This is a genomic window from Streptomyces sp. NPDC046860 (genome assembly GCF_040645115.1).
GTDB lineage: Bacteria > Actinomycetota > Actinomycetes > Streptomycetales > Streptomycetaceae > Streptomyces.
On sequence record NZ_JBEYXQ010000013.1, the window covers coordinates 41,504 to 60,935 of the forward strand.

The window sequence follows — 19,432 nt, forward strand, 5'->3', positions numbered from 1 at the left end:
TGCGCGGGCCTCTTGTGCGCGCCACGCTACCGCCAAGTCGGCCCGGGCACCGGCCCGGGACCCCGCGTGAGTCCCCCGCGGACCTTCCGGGGCACCCTCGCGGTCAGCCCAGCAGGACGACCTCGACCTCGGTGCCGGGCTCCGCCGCGGACATGTCCTCGGGGAGCACGATCAGCGCGTTGGCGTGGGCCAGCGCCGCGATCAGATGGGAACCGCTGCCGCCCACCGGGACGACCTCGCCGTTGTCGTGGTTGCCCCGCAGGAACTGCCTGCGGCCCTCGGGCGAGCGCAGCGGCTCGTCCACCTTGAGGGTGGCGCGCGTGCGCGGCCGGTGGACGTCCGGGAACCCCATCAGGGCGCGGATCGCGGGGCGGACGAACAGCTCGAAGGAGACGTACGACGACACCGGGTTGCCGGGCAGGGCCAGCAGCGGGGTGTGGTCGGGGCCCACCGCGCCGAAGCCCTGGGGCTTGCCGGGCTGCATGGCGAGCTTGCGGAAGTCGACCCCGCCGCCCTCCTCCTCGCCGACCTCGCCCAGCGCCTCCTTGACCACGTCGTACGCGCCGACGCTCACCCCGCCGGTGGTGACCAGCAGGTCGGCGCGGACCAGCTGGTCCTCGATGGTGGAGCGCAGGATGTCCGCGTCGTCCGCGACGGCGCCGACCCGGTAGGCGATCGCACCCGCGGCCCGGGCGGCGGCGGTGAGGGCGAAGCTGTTGGAGTCGAAGATCTGACCGTGCGCCAGCGGCTCGCCCGGCTGGACGAGTTCACTGCCGGTGGACATCACGACCACGCGCGGGCGCGGCCGCACCCGGACCGTGCCGCGGCCGATCGCGGCCAGCAGGGCGATCTGGGAGGGGCCGAGGACCGTGCCCGCGGCGAGGGCCCGGTCGCCTGCCCGGACGTCGCTGCCGCTGGGCCGCACGTGCGCCCCGGTCTCGGCGGGCCGGAAGATCCGGACCTGCCCCTCGGCGCCCTCGGGCGCCTGGGCGCGGGCCCGCATGCCGCTCGCGGGGCCGCCGCCGAGCCCGGCGTCCGTCCACTCGACGGGGACGACGGCCTCGGCACCGGGCGGCAGCGGCGCGCCGGTCATGATGCGCGCCGCCTGGCCGGGGCCCACCTGGACCGGGGACGCGTCCCCGGCCGCGACGTCACCGACGACGTCCAGGACCGCCGGGTATTCCTCGGTGGCCCCGGTCACGTCCGCGACGCGTACCGCGTAACCGTCCATGGAGCTGTTGTCGAAGGGCGGCAGGGACACCGGCACCATGACGTCGTCGACCAGCGCACAGCCCTGCGCGTCGGGGAGCTGGAGCTCGATGGGGTCGAGCGGGCGGACGGTGCTGAGAATGTCCTCAAGGTGCTCGTCCACCGACCACACGTGGTCCGGTCCGACGGGACGGTTAGCGGCGGTGCTCAACGTTCCTACATCTCCTCGGCGACGAAACTGCGCAGCCAGGTCTGGAAGTCCGGGCCCAGGTCCTCACGTTCGCACGCGAGGCGGACAATGGCACGCAGGTAGTCGGCACGGTCGCCGGTGTCATAGCGGCGGCCCTTGAAGACGACGCCGTGCACCGGGCCGCCGACCTTCTCGTCCTCGGCGAGCTGCTGGAGGGCGTCGGTGAGCTGGATCTCGCCGCCGCGGCCCGGCTCGGTCTTGCGCAGTATGTCGAAGATGTGCGGGTCGAGGACGTACCGGCCGATGATCGCGTAGTTCGACGGGGCGTCCGCCGGGTCCGGCTTCTCGACCAGGCCGGTGATCTTGACGACGTCGCCCTCACCGGTGCTCTCCACGGCCGCGCAGCCGTAGAGGTGGATCTGCTCGGGGGCGACCTCCATGAGGGCGATCACGCTGCCGCCGTGCTGCTCCTGCACGTCGATCATGCGCTGGAGCAGGGGGTCGCGGGGGTCGATCAGGTCGTCGCCGAGCAGCACCGCGAACGGCTCGTGGCCGACGTGGGGCGCGGCGCACAGCACGGCGTGGCCGAGGCCGCGGGGGTCGCCCTGGCGGACGTAGTGCATCGTGGCCAGGTCGCTGGACTCCTGCACCCGCGAGAGCCGGTCGGCGTCGCCCTTCTTCTGAAGGGCGGACTCCAGCTCGTAGTTGCGGTCGAAGTGGTCCTCCAGCGGACGCTTGTTACGCCCGGTGACCATCAGTACGTCCTCAAGGCCGGCTGACACCGCTTCCTCGACCACGTACTGGATCGCCGGCTTGTCCACGACCGGCAGCATCTCCTTGGGAGTGGCCTTGGTGGCCGGCAGGAAACGGGTGCCGAGCCCGGCTGCCGGGATGACAGCCTTGCTGATCCTTGGGTGCGACTGAGTCATGCGCGCCACTCTAACCGGTGTCCTTTGCGGAGAATCCGCTGCTCCGCTTAGGTGAACGTGATACGGGCGGACCGAGAGAAAGCCGAGACCGGCTGTGGAAGACGACGGACGCGCGGCCGAGCCGGAAAAGCGCGGGCTGCGCCGTGAACTCCTCGCGTCGAGAAGGGAATCGACGCCGGACGAACGCGCCCGCGCGAGCGCCGCGCTGACCGCGCACGCCCTCGCGCTGCCCGAACTCGCCGGGGCGCGCACGGTCGCCGCGTACGTGTCGGTGGGCACCGAACCCGCGACCACCGCACTGCTGGAGGCACTGCGGCTGCGGGGCACGCGCGTGCTGCTCCCGGCGCTGCTGCCCGACGACGACCTCGACTGGGGCGCGTACACCGGCCCCGGCTCGCTGGCGGCGGTCCGGCACGGCGGGCGAATGGAGCTGTCCGAGCCCACCGGGGCGCGGCTCGGCCCGGACGCGGTGGTCTCGGCGGACGTGGTGCTGCTGCCCGGTCTCGCGGTGGACGCGCGCGGGATGCGGCTGGGGCGGGGCGGGGGGTCGTACGACCGGGTGCTCGCGCGCCTGGAGCACGCGGGCGCGCGCACGGCGCTCGTGGTGCTGCTGTACGACACGGAGGTCGTGGCGCGGGTGCCCGCCGAGGCGCACGACCGCCCGGTGCACGCGGTGGTGACACCTTCGGGCGTACGCCGCTTCGCGCGCCCCTGACCGGGGTCCCGAAACGCGGCGGGGCCCTCCACGCGCGCGTGGAGGGCCCCGGTCTTCCGCTCGTCAGCGGCTCACGGCCGCAGGTTCAGCGTGTCCTTCGTCTCCCCGTCGACCGACTTGGCGGAGAAGGACCAGGGCAGCAGATCGCCCTCGGCCCACTTGTCCGTCTGGTCGGTGTAGTGGGCGCTGAAGGCGTGCCCGGAGGCACCGCTGAGGTTGATCCAGCGGGACTTGTCGAGGTCGGCCATGTTGACCACCATCCGCATGGACGGCACCCACACCACTCCGTAGCCGCCGGCCGCGTTCCAGCCGGTGGCGTTGACGGTGGCCTCGCCGCCGCTGAGCTTCCAGGGGCCGCGGTTCAGGGCGTACTGGACCAGGTCCGGGCCCTCGATGCCGAGCGTCTGGTTCTTCAGGAACAGCCGGTGCAGCCGGCCCCAGCTCCAGGTGTCGATGTCCTTGCCGAGCTTGGCGGTCAGCTCCCAGCGGGCGTCGATCATGGCGCGGGTGAACAGCTCGTCTCGGTCGTGCGCGGCCGGGCGGTTGCCCGACTTGGGCGCCTGCCACCACTGGCTGTCCGGCTTGTCCATGAGCGTGCGCACGACCTCGAACCAGCGGTCGCCGCCGTCGGGCTGCGCCTGGTCGGCGTCGCGCCGGCCGCATTCGCGGACCTTGCTCTCGTCGTCCAGCGGCCCGGTGCTGCCCGCCTTCTCCACCCACAGGCACTGGCCCTTGGCGCGCAGCTCCTTGGGGAGCTTGTCGCCGAAGCCGAGCCGGAGGATGTTGCGCCACACGGCGTTGAAGTAGGCGGTGGCGGCCGAGTCGGCGTCCTGGGTGTAGTCCCAGCCCTCCAGCAGCTTCTGGGCCTTGCGGACCTCGGAGTCGTCCAGGTCCAGCTTCAGCAGCTTGGGCACCAGCAGCTTGGCGATCTCGCTGCTGTTGTCGAGCTGCATCTGGCGCATGTCGTCGGTGGAGACCTTGCCGCCGTCCTTGATCTTGGACTCGATCAGGTCGGCGATGCGCTGGCTGCGGGTGCCGTAGCCCCAGTCGGTGGTCAGGGTGTAGGGGTACGCCTTGTCCACCACGGCCTGGTTGGCGGTGACGATGTAGCCGCGCTCCGGGTCGTACTCGTAGGGCAGCTCGTCCTTGCCGATGAAGCCGGTCCAGCGGTACTTCGACTCCCAGCCCGGCGCCGGCAGGGAGCCGTCGTCGCCCGCGGAGCGGGTCGGGATCTTGCCGGGCAGGGTGTAGCCGATGTGCCGGGTGTCGGCGTAGATCAGGTTCTGCGAGGGCACGTCGAACAGGGCGGCGGCGGAGCGGAAGCTCGTCCAGTCCGACGCCTTGTCCATGGCGAACACCGCGTCCATGGAGGTGCCCGCGTCCAGCGCGGTCCAGCGCAGCGCGATGCCGTAGCCGTCGCCCCGGTCCGGCGCGGCGGTGTCGACGCCGGCCTTGCGGCCGACCTCCACCAGCTCCTCGTCGCGGTCGGAGAGCAGCGGCATGCCGTCGGCGGTCTGGCGGACGACGATCTTCTTCGACGCTCCCCCGGCGACCTTGATGGTCTCCTCACGGGTGCGGAAGGGGCGGACCTTGCCGTCGTAGAGGTAGCCGTCGCCGGAGAGCTTCTCCAGGTAGAGGTCGCTGACGTCGACGCCGGAGTTGGTCATGCCCCAGGCGATCTTGCCGTTGTGGCCGATGACCACGCCGGGCATGCCCGCGAAGGTGTAGCCCGCCACGTCGAACTGGCACTTGCTGGAGACGCTCCGGCAGTGCAGGCCCATCTGGTACCAGACCGAGGGCAGCGACGCGGAGAGGTGCGGGTCGTTGGCCAGCAGCGGCTTGCCGGTGATCGTGTGCTGCCCCGAGACGACCCATGAGTTCGAGCCGATGCCCTGGCCGTTCACTCCGACGGCGGTGGGCAGGTCGTCCAGGACCTTGGAGAGGCCGGTGAGCTGGCCGGTGAGGCCGGTGCCGGCGGCGGTGCCGCCGGTGGCACCCGTGGCGCCGGTCGCGCCGGTGCCGGTGCCGGTGCCCGCGGTGCCGGTGCCGCCCGTCGTGCCCGTCGCCCCCGTCGAGCCCTGCGTGCCCGTCCCGGTGGACGCCGGGGCGCCGCTCTGCTGGAAGGTCTTGCTCAGCGCGCTGTACTGGCCCTCGCGCACGATCGGCTTGTTCCGCTCGTACGGGTAGTCCGGGTACAGCTCGCGGATCTGCTGCGGGCTCAGCCGGCTGGTCATCAGCGCGCGGTCGGTCTCGTCGCGCATGTTGCCGCGCAGGTCCCAGGCCATCGCCTTCAGCCACGCGACGGAGTCGACGGGCGTCCACTCGGCGGGCTTGTAGTCGTTGGCGAATCCCAGGGCGGCGTACTCCAGGGAGACGTCCTTGCCGTCCTTGCCCTTGAGGTAGGCGTTGACCCCCTCGGCGTAGGACTGGAGGTACTTCTTCGTCGCCGGGGACAGCTTGCTGTCGTACTCCTGCTTCGCCACCCGGTCCCAGCCGAGGGTGCGCAGGAACGCGTCGTTCTTGACCTGGCTCTTGCCGAACATCTCCGACAGGCGCCCGGAGGTGAGATGGCGGCGCACGTCCATCTCGTAGAACCGGTCCTGCGCCTGGACGTAGCCCTGCGCCATGAAGAGGTCGGCGTCGGAGGACGCGTAGATCTGCGGGATGCCGTGACCGTCGCGCTTGACGTCGACGGGGCCGGACAGGCCCTTGAGCGTGATCGATCCCTTGGTCTGCGGGAAGGAGGCACGCACGGTGCTGATGGACCAGAACGCCCCGAAGGCTATGCCTCCGATGAGGGCCAGGACCAGCAGAATCACGACAAGTCGGGCTTTGCGCCCCTTCTTCCTGCCGGACTTGCCGGGCTTGTCGCCCGATGTGGCGGTGGTATTGGGGGGCATCGCTGTCCTTGCTGTCCTCACGCGAGCGGCAGACGGGGCTGTGACTTTGAATGAGCGCTGGAGCAACCATAGGCGCAGGGTCCGGAGCCACTTGACGCGGAGTCGGGAACGAGCGCGCACGGGCGTTCGATCTTGCCAAGGCGAGCGTCAAGGAAACGTCAAGAGTTAGGTAAGGTAACGAAGTAGTCGGGTGCGGTGCGCCGCCCCTCGGTGTCTTGATGTACGCGAGCCCGCGCGTGCCCCCGCGCGGGCCAAGGAAGGGATGCGCCGCTGACTGTCCACCACCTCAACCAGCTCCTGCTCGCCTGCTCGCTGGTCCTCCTGGTCGCGGTCGCGGCCGTGCGGATCTCCTCGCGCAGCGGGCTCCCCAGCCTGCTCGTCTACCTGGGGATCGGCGTCCTCATGGGCTCCGACGGCATCGGGAACATCCACTTCGACAACGCCGAGATGACCCAGGTCATCGGGTACGCGGCCCTGGTCGTGATCCTCGCCGAGGGCGGTCTGGGCACGAAGTGGAAGGAGGTGCGGCCGGCGCTGCCGTCCGCCTCCGTGCTGGCGACGGTGGGCGTCGCGGTCAGCGTCGGCGCAACGGCGGCGGGCGCGCACTACCTGACCGGACTGGAGTGGCGGCAGGCGTTCATCGTCGGCGCGGTCGTCTCCTCGACCGACGCGGCGGCCGTGTTCTCGGTCCTGCGCAGGATTCCCCTCCCCTCGCGCGTGACGGGCACCCTGGAGGCCGAGTCCGGCTTCAACGACGCCCCGGTGGTCATCCTGGTCGTCGCCTTCTGCCAGGCCGGGCCGGTCGAGCACTGGTACGTCCTGCTGGCCGAGATCGTGCTGGAACTGGCCATCGGCGCCGCCCTGGGCCTCGCCGTGGGCTTCCTCGGCTCCTGGGGACTCAGGCACGTCGCCCTGCCGGCCTCCGGCCTCTACCCGATCGCCGTCATGGCCATCGCCGTCACCGCGTACGCGGCGGGCGCCCTGGCCCACGGCAGCGGCTTCCTCGCCGTCTACCTGGCGTCGATGGTGCTGGGCAACGCCAAGCTGCCGCACTGGCCGGCCACCCGCGGCTTCGCCGAGGGGCTCGGCTGGATCGCGCAGATCGGCATGTTCGTCCTGCTCGGCCTGCTGGTGACCCCGCACGAGCTGGGCGACGACGTGGTGCCCGCACTGATCATCGGACTGGTGCTGACCATGGCGGCCCGCCCGCTGAGCGTGGTGCTCAGCCTGACCCCGTTCCGGGTGCCGTGGCCGGAGCAGGCGCTGATGTCCTGGGCCGGGCTGCGCGGCGCGGTGCCCATCATCCTGGCGACCATCCCCATGGTGAGCGGCATCGAGGGCAGTCGCCGCATCTTCAACATCGTCTTCGTGCTGGTCGTCGTCTACACCCTGGTCCAGGGCCCGACCCTGCCCTGGCTGGCCCGCAAGCTGCGGCTCGGCGAGGAGGGCGAGACGTCGGACCTCGGCATCGAGTCGGCGCCGCTGGAGCGGCTGCGCGGCCATCTGCTGTCACTGACGGTCCCCGACGACTCCCGGATGCACGGCGTGGAGGTGGGCGAGCTGCGGCTGCCGCCGGGCGCCGCCGTCACGCTGGTGGTGCGGGACGGCAAGTCGTTCGTGCCGTCGCCGACGACCGTGCTGCGGCACGGGGACGAACTGCTGGTGGTGGCCACCGACCCGGTCCGCGACCAGGCCGAACGGCGGCTGCGCGCGGTCACCCAGGGCGGCAAGCTGGCCGACTGGCTGGGCACCGGCGGCCGGGCGCACCGGCACTGAGCGTGCTCGTTCTCACAGGGCCGCGGGCATCGGGCCGCCTGTACGATCAGGGCACCTGATCGAACCAACTCTGTCGGATCTGTCTGACGCAGAGCTGGCGCGACCGTATGGCGGCCGGAAGAAGCCCTGGAGCCCACCGGTATCTACCGCAGTCCCGCGCAAGAGGACGGCTCTCGGCGCCCCCCGCACGGGCGCGCTACCAGGCGGAAGAGAGGCACGGGCCGTGGCATCCACGGTCACCGCCGAGCAGTCGGCGAACTCCCGTCCGGGCTACGGACAACTGCTGCGCACCAAGGGCGCGTGGACCTTCCTGGTCCCCGGCTTCGCGGCACGCCAGCCGTTCGCCATGCTCACCATCTCCATCGTGCTGCTGGTGCGGCACACCACCGGTTCCTACGGCGCCGCCGGTGCCGCCGCGGCCGTCACCGGGGTCTCCATGGCCCTGTTCGCCCCCTACAGCGGGCGCCTCGCGGACCGCTACGGCCAGCGGGCCGTGCTGATGCCCGGCGTCGTCGTGCACGCGGCGGCGGGGCTCTCGCTCACCGCGCTCGCGCTGGCGCACGCGCCCCTGTGGGCGGTGTTCGCGGCGGCCGTACCGACCGGCGCCTCGGTCCCGCAGGTCGGGCCGATGGTCCGGGCCCGCTGGGCCGCACGGCTCAAGGGGTCCCCGCTGATGAGCACGGCGGCGGCCTTCGAGTCGGTCACGGACGAGCTGACCTTCGTCGTCGGCCCGCTGCTGGCCACCGCGCTGTGCACCGCCGTCACCCCCTCGGCCGGACTGGTCGCGGAGGCCACGCTGACCCTGGTCGGCGGGCTGCTGTTCGCAGCCCGGCGGGGTTCGCAGCCGGCCGTCGGGCACGACACGGAGGCAGGCCAGGAGGCGCCCGCGCGCGTGTCCGCCCTCGGGGTGCCCGGTGTCCGGGTGCTGATCGTGGCGTTCCTGGGCATCGGGTCGGTCTTCGGCGGCATGCAGGTCGCCCTGGCCGCGTTCACCGAGTCGATCGGCGAGCCCGGTCTGAACGGCGTCCTCTATGGCGTCTTCGCCGCCGGAAACATGCTTTCCGGGGTGGTGTGCGGCGCGGTCGCCTGGAAGTCGTCGCCCCGGCGCAGGCTCGTGGTGGGCTACGCGGCGCTCGCGCTGGCCACGTCCGCGCTGTGGACGGCCCACTCGGTGCCGTTGCTGGCCGGGCTCGGCCTGCTGGTCGGCATGTGTGTCGCGCCCGCGCTGATCACCGGCTACACCCTGGTGGAGGACCTGGTTCCCGCGGGCGCCCGGACGGAGGCGTTCACCTGGCTGACCGGCGCGGTCGCGCTGGGCCAGGCGGCCGCCGTCACGGTCGCGGGACAATGGGAGGACCGGCTGTGGGACGGCGCCGGGTTCCTGGTCCCGATGGCCGGAACCGTACCGGCGCTGGTGACGATCCTGGCCCTGCGATCCCTGCTGGTCGCGCGGGCCCGGAACCGCACCGTGGCGCGTGGCGTCGGTCACCGCGAGCCGGTCACGGTGGACTGATCCACGGGAATGCGTCACTATGGAGCATCGTTAGCACTCACTGAGTGAGAGTGCCAGGAGGAAGACAGTGCCGACCTACCAGTACCAGTGCAAGGACTGCGGCGAGGGCCTTGAAGCGGTGCAGAAGTTCACCGACGACGCCCTGACCGAGTGCCCCAGCTGCGGTGGCCCCTTGAAGAAGGTGTTCTCCGCGGTCGGCATTGTCTTCAAGGGCTCCGGCTTCTACCGCAACGATTCGCGCGGTGCGTCGTCGAGCAGCAGCCCGGCCGCGAAGCCGTCGACCTCGTCGACCTCGTCGTCGGACTCGAAGCCGTCGTCCTCGTCGACCTCGTCGTCCACGAGCTCGTCGTCCTCCTCCACGTCGTCCTCGGCCGGCTCCGCCGCCTGAGGCCCCTGTTCTCCTGAAGACCCTGCCGTCACGCGACGGCGGGGTCTTCGGCATGGGTGCGCGCGGACGATCCTGGTGGCCGCTTCCGGTGGCCCGTTAGGGTGCTGGGCATGGCGAACGCAGAGATCGGCGTAATCGGGGGCTCCGGCTTCTACTCCTTCCTGGACGACGTGACCGAGGTCCAGGTGGACACGCCCTACGGCGCGCCCTCCGACTCCGTCTTCCTGGGCGAGGTGGCGGGCCGGCGGGTGGCCTTCCTGCCCCGGCACGGGCGCGGGCACCACCTTCCGCCGCACCGCATCAACTACCGGGCCAACCTGTGGGCACTGCGTTCGCTGGGCGTGCGGCAGGTCCTCGGCCCCTGCGCGGTGGGCGGGCTGCGGCCGGAGTACGGTCCGGGCACCCTGCTGGTGCCGGACCAGATGGTCGACCGGACCAAGGCGCGCGCGCAGACCTACTTCGACGGGTTCCCGCTCCCCGACGGCACGGTGCCCAACGTGGTGCACGTGTCGCTGGCCGACCCCTACTGCCCCGCCGGGCGGAGCATCGCGCTGAAGGCGGCCCGCGCGCGGGACTGGACGCCGGTGGACGGCGGCACGCTGGTCGTGGTGGAGGGGCCGCGCTTCTCCACCCGCGCCGAGTCGCTGTGGCACCAGGCGCAGGGCTGGTCGGTGGTGGGCATGACCGGGCATCCCGAGGCGGCCCTCGCCCGCGAGCTGGAGCTCTGCTACACCTCGCTGACCCTGGTCACCGACCTCGACGCCGGTGCCGAGACCGGCGAGGGGGTGTCCCACGACGAGGTGCTCCAGGTGTTCGCGGCCAACGTGGACCGGCTGCGGGGCGTGCTCTTCGACGCGGTGGCCGCGCTTCCGGCGACGGAGGAGCGGGACTGTCTGTGCGTGAACGCGCTCGGGGGGATGGAGCCGGGGATCGCGCTGCCGTGAGGCGGGGTGCGCTGAGGCAGGGGGCGGGCGGGCGGTCGCGGTGCCTTGGGGGCAGGGCGGCGTGACGTCGCGGTGGCGGCCGTTCCCGTCCGGGTGACGGAGTTTTCCACAACCGGCCGGTAGTCCACGGGTCAGGGCGGGGTCCGGCGGGGCGGGTCATCGTGGGGAGCGCAAACCGTTCCCTCGCCGCCGGTGGTGATCCGCATGTCCGTGAACCCGAACACCGTCCCCGCTCTCCGCGTCCCGCGTCCGCTGGGCACCGATGCCCCGGCGACCCGTGAGGTCCCCTTCTTCCCGCCCGTGCGCGTGCGGGGCGGGAGCCGTCAGGCGGGGCGGCTGGCGCGGTACCGGGGCCGGGCGGTCGCCGCGGGACTCGCGGTGACGGCGGCCGCGCTGGTCGCGGCCGGTCCCCGGCCCCTGTCCGGCGGCGACCGGGCCACCGAGCGCCCCCGGGGCCACCCGGCCGCGGACCCGGGCCGACGGCACGGCCCGGGCGAACTGGTCCGGGCCCCGGTCCGCATCGCCGACGCGGCCACCGTCCGGCTGCTGCGCCCCGGGGACCGGGTGGACGTGGTCGCGGCCGAGGACGAGCGGGCGGCGGGCGGGGGCGCGGCGCGCGTCCTGGCGCGCGGGGCCAGGGTGGTGCGGCCGCCGGAGCCGCCGGTCCCGGAGGGCGAGGAGCGGGCCGGCGCCGACGAGGCAGGCGTCACCGGCGGGGCGCTGCTCGTGCTGGCGGTGCCCCGTGCCACCGCGGCCCGTCTGGTGGGGGCGAGCCCCACGGCACGCCTGGCGGTGACGCTGTGGTGAGCCCTGTCGGCCACATTTGCGACGGGGTGTGGTCAAGTCGCTCGATCGAGCGACGGGATTGGACACCGCCGCCGCACCTTGACGTAGGTTGCGGAGCGCTCTGTTCCCCAGCCTGTGCACACGACGAGGAGAGTCACCGAGGTGGGCAAGACGAAGAAGGAAGCGACGAGTGTCCTGGACGGCTTCAAGGCCTTCCTGATGCGCGGCAACGTCATCGACCTGGCGGTCGCGGTGGTCATCGGTGCCGCCTTCACCGGCATCGTGACCGCCGTGGTGAAGGGGGTCATCAACCCGCTGGTCGGCGCGGTCGGCACGAAGAACCTGGACCACTACAGCTCGTGCCTGAAGGACCCCTGCAAGCTGGGCCCGGACGGCGACGTCATCAGCGGCGTCCAGATCATGTGGGGCTCGGTGGCCGGTGCCGCGCTGAACTTCCTGATCACCGCTGCGGTGGTGTACTTCCTGATGGTGCTGCCGATGGCGAAGTACCTGGCCCGCCAGGAGGCCCGCAAGCAGGCCCGCACGGGCAACCCCGAGCCGGAGCCGATCCAGGTCACCGAGCTGGAGGTCCTCCAGGACATCCGCGACCTGCTGATCGCCCAGCGCACGGGCGCCGCGGACGGGACGGTCGCACCGCAGCGCACGGCCGGACCCGACGGGCGCTGACGGAAGCCTTCCGTACCGCTCAGAGGTGGTGGGGCGGCTTCTCGTCGAGGAAACGCCTGAGGTCGGCGGCACTGTCGCCGGACGGAGCCTCGCCCCACCCCCGGTCGGTGTCGTCCGAGGACTGCTGGTTCAGCGGGTCGTCGAAGACGAGCGCGGCCTTCGGGTCGCGCGGCTCGGGTGCGGGGACGGTGCTCATGCGTCAAGGGTACGGTCCGCGGCCCGGCACACTTCGGCGCCCGCCGAACAGTCCGCTTCCTAGGCTCACCCCCATGAACAGCCACACGGCGATCGAGCCGAGCGTCCTGTATTTCGGCACCCCTGTGGTGCTGCTGTCCACCGAGAACGAGGACGGCACCTTCAACCTGGCCCCGATGTCCTCCGCGTGGGCACTGGGCCGCACGGTGGTCCTCGGGCTGGGCCGCGAGGGCCAGACCGCCCGCAACCTTCAGGCCCGCCCGGATCTGGTCATCAACCTCCCCGCCCCGGACCAGTGGCGGGCGGTGGAGCGCCTCGCCCCGCTGACCGGCCGCACCCCGGTCCCGCCGTCCAAGGCGGCGGGCTGCCGCTTCGAACCCGCCAAGTTCGCGGCGGCGGGACTGCGCGAGGAGCCCTCTCACCTGGTCCGGCCGCCCCGGGCCGCCGAGTGCCCCCTCCAGCTGGAGGCGCGCGCCGAACGCATACGGCCCGACCTCTCCGGCGACTGCGTCATTGTCGAGACCACGGTTCTGAAGGTCCACGCCGCTCATGGCCTGGTGGTCCCGGGCACCCAGCACATAGACCCGGCCGCCTGGAGCCCCCTGATCTACAACTTCCGCCACTACTTCGGTCTCGGCCCCGAGCTGGGCAGCTCCTACCGGACCGAGACCCCGCGCGCGGCCACCGGGCGGGAACTCTCCGGCCACGCCCGGCGTTTGGTCCAGTAGGTTTCTCGGTTCCCGGACACGACGTCCGACCGAGGGGCTACGGTATGCACCCACCAGGTGACATGCAGCGACGCCGGGAGACACCTTGAGCGTTCCGTACGAGACGGCGGAGTACGAATCCGCCCAGTCGCCCGAGTCTCCGGAGGAGCACCTCGCGCGGCTCCTCGGCCGTGCCCTGAACTCGTTCGAGCTGCCCGACGAGGTGCTCCGGGACCTGGACTGCGCGCTGGCGCACGACAGTTCACTGCACTCCGCCCACCACAGCGCGGGCCTGCACCGCGAGACGTACCGGCACACCTGGCTGCTGGCGGACGGATCGGCGGTCACCCTGTGGGAGCTGGCCCACAACACCGCGCCGGGCGCGGAGGCACAGCACGAGGTGTACCTCGACGAGGAGGAGCTGCACACCGCGACGACCCGGCTGGCGCTGCCGTACGACACCGCGGAGTTCGAGCCGCCGGTACCGCCCGTGCCGTCGGTCGCCCCCGCGCCCCGGCACGCCTACGTGGAGGACAACTCCCCCGACCACGCGCGCAGGCTGCTGCGCCGGGCGGAGAACCCGGACCGGCCCGGCACCGATCTGGCGGCCCTGCTGTCCACGGCGTCGGGGCACGAGATCACCCAGGCGTTCGGCCGCCCGGGCAGGACCGCGCGGGCCGGGATGAGCTTCGCGCTGTACGAGCACGCGTTCCTGCTGCGGGACGGGCGGGAGATCTCCCTGTGGGAGGTCGAGCACACCGCGACGCCCGACGGCCGCCACATGTGCGAGGTGTACACGTCGCCGGACGCGGCCCGCGACGCCATGGAGCATCGCGCCGCGTCCCCCCGGCGGACTTCGCCGGGAGGACGCGCGTGAGGTGAGGGACGGGGATCAGGCGGCGACCGCCTGCTTCGTGCCCTTCTCCCCCGCCGTCCGGTCCTCCGCCGGCTCCGCCGCCGGGGTGCCCTGAGCGGGCTTGCGCATGCCCTTGAGGACGACCACCAGGGCGGTGCTGACGCAGACGCCGGCGGCGATGGCGAGGAGGTAGAGGAACGCGTTGCCGATCAGCGGGACGACGAAGATGCCGCCGTGCGGGGCCCGCAGGGTGGCGCCGAACATCATCGACAGCGCGCCGGTGACCGCGCCGCCCGCCATCGCGGACGGGATGACCCGCAGCGGGTCGGCCGCGGCGAACGGGATCGCGCCCTCGGAGATGAAGGAGGCGCCCAGCACCCAGGCGGCCTTGCCGTTCTCGCGCTCGGCCGGGGTGAAGAGCCTGCCGCGCACGGTCGTGGCCAGGGCCATCGCCAGCGGGGGGACCATTCCCGCGGCCATCACCGCGGCCATGATCTTCATCGCGGAGTCACCGGGGCCGGCGACGGCGATGCCCGCGGTGGCGAAGGTGTAGGCGACCTTGTTGACCGGGCCGCCCAGGTCGAAGCACATCATCAGGCCGAGGAGCGCGCCGAGCAGGACGGCGTTGGTGCCGGTGAGGCCGTTGAGCCAGTCGGTCATGCCCTTCTGGGCGGCGGCGATGGGCTTGCCGATCACCACGAACATCAGGAAGCCGACGACCGCCGACGAGATCAGCGGGATCACCACCACCGGCATGATGCCGCGCAGGGCCGCCGGTATCCGCACCCGCTGGATCGCCAGCACCACGCCACCGGCGATCAGACCGGCCGCGAGGCCGCCGAGGAAGCCCGCGTTGATACTGAGGGAGATCGCGCCGCCGACGAAGCCGGGGACGAGGCCGGGCCGGTCGGCCATGCCGTAGGCGATGTACCCGGCGAGCACCGGGACCAGGAAGTTGAAGGCCATGCCGCCGATCTGGAACAGCAGCGCGCCCCAGCTGTCGGCCTGGGTCCACACGAAGTGGTCCATGACGGAGGGCGCCTTGTTCACCGTCCAGCCGCCGATGGCGAAGCCCACGGCGATGAGCAGACCGCCCGCGGCGACGAACGGCACCATGTAGCTGACGCCGGACATCAGCCACTTGCGCAGCTTGGTGCCGTAGCCCTCGGTGGAGTCGCCCGCGCGTTCCACGGGGGTGGCGGCCGCGCCCGCGGGGGCGGTGCTCTCGCCGCGTTCCGCCTTGGCGCGGACCTCGGTGATGAGTTCGGCCGGGCGGTTGATGCCCGCCTTCACGCCGACGTCCACGGTGGGCTTGCCGGCGAAGCGTTCCTTCTCGCGCACCGGCACGTCGTGGGCGAAGACCACGCCGTCCGCCGCCGCGATCACGGCCGGGTCGAGCCGGGTGAAGCCGGCCGAGCCCTGCGTCTCGACGGTCACCTCGACGCCCGCCTCGCGGCCGGCGTTCTCCAGTGACTCGGCGGCCATGTAGGTGTGGGCGATGCCGGTGGGGCAGGAGGTGACGGCGACGATGCGGAACGGCCGCGCTTCCGTGGCCACGGCGGGCTCCGGAGTCGTACTGCCCGCCGCGGCGCCGACGGAGGCCGCCGTCGGCGCCGTGGCGGTGTCCGCGTCCTCCGCGGCAGGGGCATCCTCGGCGGAGGCGTCCCCGGCGGAGGCACCCTCAGCAGCCGCACCCTCCGTCGGCGTCTCGTCGCCCCGGATCAGCGCCGCCGCCGTCTCCGGGTCAGAGACCGCCCGCAGCGCGTCGGTGAACTCGGCGTTCATGAGCTGCCGGGCCAGGGAGGAGAGGATCGTGAGGTGGGCGTCGTCCGCCCCGGCCGGGGCGGCGATCAGGAAGATCAGGTCGGCCGGACCGTCCGCCGCGCCGAAGTCGATCCCGGCGGCGCTGCGCCCGAAGGCGAGCGTCGGCTCGGTGACGTGCTCGCTGCGGCAGTGCGGGATGCCGATACCGCCGTCGAGACCGGTCGGCATCTGGGCCTCGCGGGCGGCCACGTCGGCGAGGAAGCCGTCCAGGTCGGTCACCCGCCCCTTGGCCACCATGCGCTCGGCGAGGGCTCGCGCCGCCGCTTCCTTGCTCTCGGCGGACAGGTCGAGGTCGACCAGGTCCGCGGTGATCATCTCGCTCATCGCGGGCTCCTTTGCTCGCGTATCGCCCTGCCGCACAGGTCGGGCGTGACGGGGATGTGAGGGGTGAGGGGGTCAGCGGGTGACGCATGCCGGAGCGGGCCGTCCGTGACATCGGCGCTCATGACACCGGCTCCGTCAGCACCAGGCCGGCCGGGACGTCCGAGGTGACCGTGACCGAGGCGGGGTCCAGGTCGGCCGGCGTCGGCATCACGCTGCCCGGCAGTCGCACGGCCGCGGCGCCGTGCGCCACCGCGGAGGCGAGGGCCTCGGGTCCGCTGCCCCCGGCGATCAGGAACCCGGCGAGGGAGGAGTCCCCCGCGCCGACGTTGCTGCGGACGGCGTCCACGCGGGCGGTGCCGAACCAGGTGCCGGCGTCGTCCACCAGGAGCTGCCCGTCGGCGCCCAGGCTGGCCAGCACCGCGCGTGCGCCCATCGCCCGCAGTTCCTCGGCCGCCTTGACCACGTCGCCGACGGTGAGCAGCGGGCGGCCGACGGCCGCGGACAGTTCCTCGGCGTTGGGCTTGACCACGTCGGGCCGGGCGCGCAGCGCCTCCAGCAGGGCGGGGCCCGAGGTGTCCAGGGCGATGCGGGCGCCGCCGGAGTGGGCGCGGGCGACGACGTCCGCGTACCAGGAGGGGGCGAGGCCGAGCGGGAGGCTGCCGCAGCAGGCGATCCAGTCGGCGTCGGCCGAGTGGGCGCGCACGGTGTCGAGGAGCGACTTCTCCTCGGCGGCGGTCAGTTCCGGGCCCGGCGCGTTGATCTTGGTGAGGACGCCGTCCGTCTCCGCGAGCGCGATGTTGGAGCGGGTGGCCCCGGCGACCGGCACGGGCGCGACCTCGATGCCCTGGGCGTCGAGCAGTTCGGCGACGAGGGCGCCGGGCGCGCCGCCGAGCGGCAGCACGGCGAGGGTGCGGCGGCCGGCGGCGGCGACCGCGCGGGAGACGTTGACGCCCTTGCCGCCGGGGTCCATGCGCTCGCCGGAGGCGCGGATGACCTCGCCGCGCTCCAGGGCGGGCACCTCGTAAGTGCGGTCCAGGGACGGGTTGGGGGTGACGGTGAGGATCATGCGCGTACCACTTCCGTGCCGCCGCGCTCGATGACGGCCGCGTCTTCGGGGCTGAGGCCGGTGTCGGTGATGAGCAGGTCGACGTCGCTCAGGTCGCCGAAGCGGGCGAAGTGCTCCTGGCCGTGCTTGGCGGAGTCGGCGAGCAGGACGACCCGGCGGGCGGCCGCGAGGGCGGCGCGCTTGACGGCGGCCTCGGCGAGGTCGGGGGTGGTCAGGCCGTGCTCGGCGGAGAAGCCGTTGGCGGCGACGAAGGCCACGTCGGCGCGGATCTCGCCGTAGGCGCGCAGGGCCCAGGCGTCGACGGCGGCGCGGGTGCGGGTGCGGACGCGGCCGCCGACCAGGTGGAGCTGGAGGCCGGGGTGGTCGGCGAGGCGGGCGGCGGTGGGCAGGCTGTGGGTGACGGCGGTGAGCGTCGCCTCCAGCGGGATCGCCGCGGCCAGCCGGGCCACCGTGGTGCCCGCGTCGAGGACGACCGTGCCGTCCACGGGGAGTTCGGCGAGGGCCGCCTTGGCGATGCGGTCCTTCTCGTCGGCGGCGGTGGCCTCGCGTTCGCTCAGGTCGGGCTCGAAGTCGAGACGGCCCGCCGGGATGGCCCCGCCGTGCACCCGGCGGACCAGGCCGGCCCGGTCGAGCGCCTTCAGGTCACGGCGGATGGTCTCCGCCGTGACCTGGAACACCTCCGCGAGCGACAGCACGTCCACCCGGCCGCCGTCCCGGGCGAGCCGGAGGATCTCCTGCTGCCGCTCCGGTGCGTACATGTCCGACTGCCTCCGAGTCTCCGTCCCTCGCCCGGAACTCATGCCCGAACGTGTGGTTTCTCTGGAGACTACGACCGGAGGTCCGGAAAGTAAACGGGTTCGGACTTCATTCGGACATGAACGGAACTCGGGCGGGTGTGCCCCTCAGGACACCAGCTCCGGCTCCCGCGCCCCCTCGGGCAGCTCGGTGCCGCCCTCCACGTGCTGTGCCGGGTGCTTGGGCAGCGCGGACATCAGCAGGAAGATGACGCCCATCACCCCGGCCACCCACCACAGCGCGTGCTCGAAGGCGTTCACGAAGGCCGGGCCCACCTGCTCCCGGGTCAGCCGGTCGGCGATCTGCCCGAAGAAGACCACGGACACCAGGCCGAGGCCGAGCGCGTTGCCCATCTGCTGCACGGTGTTGATCAGGCCGGAGGCCGACCCGGCGTGCTCGCGCGGCACCCCGGAGAGGATCGCGTCGGTCAGCGGGGCCACGATCAGGCCCATGCCCGCGCCCATGACGACCAGCGGGAGCGCCATCTGCCAGGAGGTGATGGCGAGGCCGTACCGGTCGGACTCCCAGATGTAGACGAGCACGCCGAGCCCCATCACCAGGGCGCCCGTCTGCAGCACCTTGCGCCCGAAGCGCGGCACCAGGAACTGCACCGACATCGCGGCGGCGGTCGACACCGCCAGCGAGAAGGGCACCCCGGTCAGCCCGGCGCGCAGCACGCTCCAGCCGAGCCCGATCTGCATGTACAGCGTCCAGACCAGGAAGAAGACGCCGAGCGCGACCCCGAACACGGTCTGTACGGCGATACCGGCGGCGAAGCTGCGCACCCGGAACAGGGACAGCTCGACCAGCGGGGAGCCGTCGCGGGCCGCCTTGCGCCGCTCGTACGCCACCAGCACGGCGAAGACGAGGAGGGAACCCGCCATCAGCAGGTGGCCCCACAGCGGCCAGCCCAGCTCGCGGCCGCGGGTGAGCGGGTAGAGCAGCATCAGCAGGCCGAGGGTGACCAGGGCGACGCCGACGAGGTCCAGCTTGAGGGCGCGCGGGGCGCGGGACTCGGTGATGTAGCGGCGGCCGAGCAGCACGGCGGCGATGCCGACGGGCAGGTTGATGAGGAAGATGGGCCGCCACTGGAGGCCGAACAGGTTCCACTCCGTCAGCAGCGCGCCCAGCAGCGGCCCGGAGACCGCGCCGAGGCCGACGACGGCGCCGAACAGGCCGAAGACCTTGCCGCGTTCGTGGGCGGGGAAGGTGGCGTGCACGATGGACAGCACCTGGGGGACCATCATCGCGGCCATGCCGCCCTGCAGGATGCGGGCCGCGACCAGCATCGCCGGGTCGACGGCGAGGCCGCACAGCGCCGAGGCGATCGTGAAGCCGCCGACCCCGAGCAGGAACAGCCGCCTGCGGCCGTGGATGTCGCCGAGCCGGCCGCCCGTGATGAGCCCGGCCGCGAAGGCCAGCGCGTATCCCGCGGTGATCCACTGGATCTGGCTGAACGAGGCGCCCTCGTCCCGCTCGATGGAGGGGATGGCTATGTTCACGATCGTCACGTCGACGAGGTCCATGAAGGCCGCGGTCATCACGATCGCGAGCGCGAACCAGCGGCGGCGGTCCGCGCCGGAGGTCTGTTCCGTTGAGGTCATGTGCTCCACGCTAGTGACCCAGTA

17 protein-coding genes are annotated in these 19,432 nt (G+C 72.6%); 9 read left to right on the forward strand and 8 right to left on the reverse strand.

The window, feature by feature from the left end:
• Positions 1–103: 103 nt before the first annotated feature.
• Both glp and galU read right to left on the reverse strand, forming a co-directional pair.
• Positions 104–1,420: a gephyrin-like molybdotransferase Glp gene (gene glp / locus ABZ898_RS19875; protein ID WP_361660219.1), complete on the reverse strand. Its 1,317-nt coding sequence runs from the start codon at positions 1,418–1,420 to the stop codon at positions 104–106.
• A gap of 5 nt (positions 1,421–1,425) precedes the next feature.
• Entirely contained in the window at positions 1,426–2,328 is a 903-nt protein-coding gene (galU, locus tag ABZ898_RS19880; RefSeq protein WP_361660221.1) for a UTP--glucose-1-phosphate uridylyltransferase GalU, read from the reverse strand.
• Between the two features lie 94 nt (positions 2,329–2,422).
• On the opposite strand from galU, the gene ABZ898_RS19885 reads away from it, so the two are divergent.
• The gene (locus tag ABZ898_RS19885; RefSeq protein WP_361660224.1) at positions 2,423–3,043 is read left to right on the forward strand and encodes a 5-formyltetrahydrofolate cyclo-ligase; all 621 of its coding nucleotides are present in this window, start codon (positions 2,423–2,425) and stop codon (positions 3,041–3,043) included.
• A gap of 71 nt (positions 3,044–3,114) precedes the next feature.
• Here ABZ898_RS19885 and ABZ898_RS19890 read toward each other — a convergent pair whose 3' ends face one another.
• The gene (locus ABZ898_RS19890) at positions 3,115–5,943 is read right to left on the reverse strand and encodes a penicillin acylase family protein (protein ID WP_361660227.1); all 2,829 of its coding nucleotides are present in this window, start codon (positions 5,941–5,943) and stop codon (positions 3,115–3,117) included.
• A 270-nt stretch (positions 5,944–6,213) separates the two neighbouring features.
• Between ABZ898_RS19890 and ABZ898_RS19895 the strand changes: the two genes are divergently transcribed.
• The 6 genes from ABZ898_RS19895 (at position 6,214) to mscL (ending at position 12,037) form a co-directional block, all read left to right on the forward strand.
• On the forward strand, positions 6,214–7,719 hold the full coding sequence (locus ABZ898_RS19895; RefSeq protein WP_361660521.1) for a potassium/proton antiporter: 1,506 nt from the start codon (positions 6,214–6,216) through the stop codon (positions 7,717–7,719).
• Positions 7,720–7,942: 223 nt separating this feature from the next.
• Positions 7,943–9,232, forward strand: coding sequence for an MFS transporter (locus ABZ898_RS19900; protein WP_361660230.1), 1,290 nt, complete (start codon positions 7,943–7,945; stop codon positions 9,230–9,232).
• A gap of 67 nt (positions 9,233–9,299) precedes the next feature.
• A complete protein-coding gene (locus ABZ898_RS19905; RefSeq protein WP_361660233.1) occupies positions 9,300–9,620 on the forward strand; it encodes an FmdB family zinc ribbon protein in 321 nt (106 codons plus the stop codon).
• A 110-nt stretch (positions 9,621–9,730) separates the two neighbouring features.
• Complete coding sequence (locus ABZ898_RS19910; RefSeq protein WP_361660236.1) at positions 9,731–10,564, forward strand: S-methyl-5'-thioadenosine phosphorylase; 834 nt, start codon at positions 9,731–9,733, stop codon at positions 10,562–10,564.
• A gap of 204 nt (positions 10,565–10,768) precedes the next feature.
• On the forward strand, positions 10,769–11,371 hold the full coding sequence (locus tag ABZ898_RS19915; protein WP_361660239.1) for an RcpC/CpaB family pilus assembly protein: 603 nt from the start codon (positions 10,769–10,771) through the stop codon (positions 11,369–11,371).
• Between the two features lie 141 nt (positions 11,372–11,512).
• Entirely contained in the window at positions 11,513–12,037 is a 525-nt protein-coding gene (gene mscL, locus ABZ898_RS19920) for a large conductance mechanosensitive channel protein MscL (RefSeq protein ID WP_361660242.1), read from the forward strand.
• Between the two features lie 19 nt (positions 12,038–12,056).
• Here mscL and ABZ898_RS19925 read toward each other — a convergent pair whose 3' ends face one another.
• Positions 12,057–12,233, reverse strand: coding sequence for a hypothetical protein (locus ABZ898_RS19925; RefSeq protein ID WP_361660245.1), 177 nt, complete (start codon positions 12,231–12,233; stop codon positions 12,057–12,059).
• A 73-nt stretch (positions 12,234–12,306) separates the two neighbouring features.
• On the opposite strand from ABZ898_RS19925, the gene ABZ898_RS19930 reads away from it, so the two are divergent.
• Both ABZ898_RS19930 and ABZ898_RS19935 read left to right on the forward strand, forming a co-directional pair.
• On the forward strand, positions 12,307–12,960 hold the full coding sequence (locus ABZ898_RS19930) for a flavin reductase family protein (RefSeq protein ID WP_361660247.1): 654 nt from the start codon (positions 12,307–12,309) through the stop codon (positions 12,958–12,960).
• An 85-nt stretch (positions 12,961–13,045) separates the two neighbouring features.
• Entirely contained in the window at positions 13,046–13,816 is a 771-nt protein-coding gene (locus tag ABZ898_RS19935; RefSeq protein ID WP_361660250.1) for a DUF6227 family protein, read from the forward strand.
• 15 nt (positions 13,817–13,831) lie between these two features.
• On the opposite strand, the gene ABZ898_RS19940 is transcribed toward ABZ898_RS19935, so the two are convergent.
• From ABZ898_RS19940 to ABZ898_RS19955, 4 genes are all read right to left on the reverse strand, one after another.
• Positions 13,832–15,943: a fructose-specific PTS transporter subunit EIIC gene (locus ABZ898_RS19940; protein WP_361660253.1), complete on the reverse strand. Its 2,112-nt coding sequence runs from the start codon at positions 15,941–15,943 to the stop codon at positions 13,832–13,834.
• Between the two features lie 118 nt (positions 15,944–16,061).
• Positions 16,062–17,009 (reverse strand): 1-phosphofructokinase, encoded by a 948-nt coding sequence (pfkB, locus tag ABZ898_RS19945; RefSeq protein WP_361660255.1) that lies wholly within the window; start codon positions 17,007–17,009, stop codon positions 16,062–16,064.
• Positions 17,006–17,767, reverse strand: coding sequence for a DeoR/GlpR family DNA-binding transcription regulator (locus ABZ898_RS19950; RefSeq protein ID WP_361660258.1), 762 nt, complete (start codon positions 17,765–17,767; stop codon positions 17,006–17,008). The genes pfkB and ABZ898_RS19950 overlap by 4 nt, the downstream gene beginning before the upstream one ends.
• 144 nt (positions 17,768–17,911) lie before the next feature.
• Positions 17,912–19,408, reverse strand: coding sequence for an MFS transporter (locus tag ABZ898_RS19955; RefSeq protein ID WP_361660261.1), 1,497 nt, complete (start codon positions 19,406–19,408; stop codon positions 17,912–17,914).
• Positions 19,409–19,432 lie beyond the last annotated feature (24 nt).

Excerpts from the sequence above, each read along its gene's own strand:
- galU (WP_361660221.1), bottom strand. The coding sequence starts at position 2,328 with ATGACTCAGTCGCACCCAAGGATCAGCAAGGCTGTCATCCCGGCAGCC.
- ABZ898_RS19910 (WP_361660236.1), top strand. The coding sequence starts at position 9,731 with ATGGCGAACGCAGAGATCGGCGTAATCGGGGGCTCCGGCTTCTACTCC.
- ABZ898_RS19955 (WP_361660261.1), bottom strand. The coding sequence starts at position 19,408 with ATGACCTCAACGGAACAGACCTCCGGCGCGGACCGCCGCCGCTGGTTC.
- ABZ898_RS19925 (WP_361660245.1), bottom strand. The coding sequence starts at position 12,233 with ATGAGCACCGTCCCCGCACCCGAGCCGCGCGACCCGAAGGCCGCGCTC.
- pfkB (WP_361660255.1), bottom strand. The coding sequence starts at position 17,009 with ATGATCCTCACCGTCACCCCCAACCCGTCCCTGGACCGCACTTACGAG.
- ABZ898_RS19930 (WP_361660247.1), top strand. The coding sequence starts at position 12,307 with ATGAACAGCCACACGGCGATCGAGCCGAGCGTCCTGTATTTCGGCACC.
- ABZ898_RS19950 (WP_361660258.1), bottom strand. The coding sequence starts at position 17,767 with ATGTACGCACCGGAGCGGCAGCAGGAGATCCTCCGGCTCGCCCGGGAC.
- ABZ898_RS19890 (WP_361660227.1), bottom strand. The coding sequence starts at position 5,943 with ATGCCCCCCAATACCACCGCCACATCGGGCGACAAGCCCGGCAAGTCC.
- ABZ898_RS19915 (WP_361660239.1), top strand. The coding sequence starts at position 10,769 with ATGTCCGTGAACCCGAACACCGTCCCCGCTCTCCGCGTCCCGCGTCCG.
- ABZ898_RS19940 (WP_361660253.1), bottom strand. The coding sequence starts at position 15,943 with ATGAGCGAGATGATCACCGCGGACCTGGTCGACCTCGACCTGTCCGCC.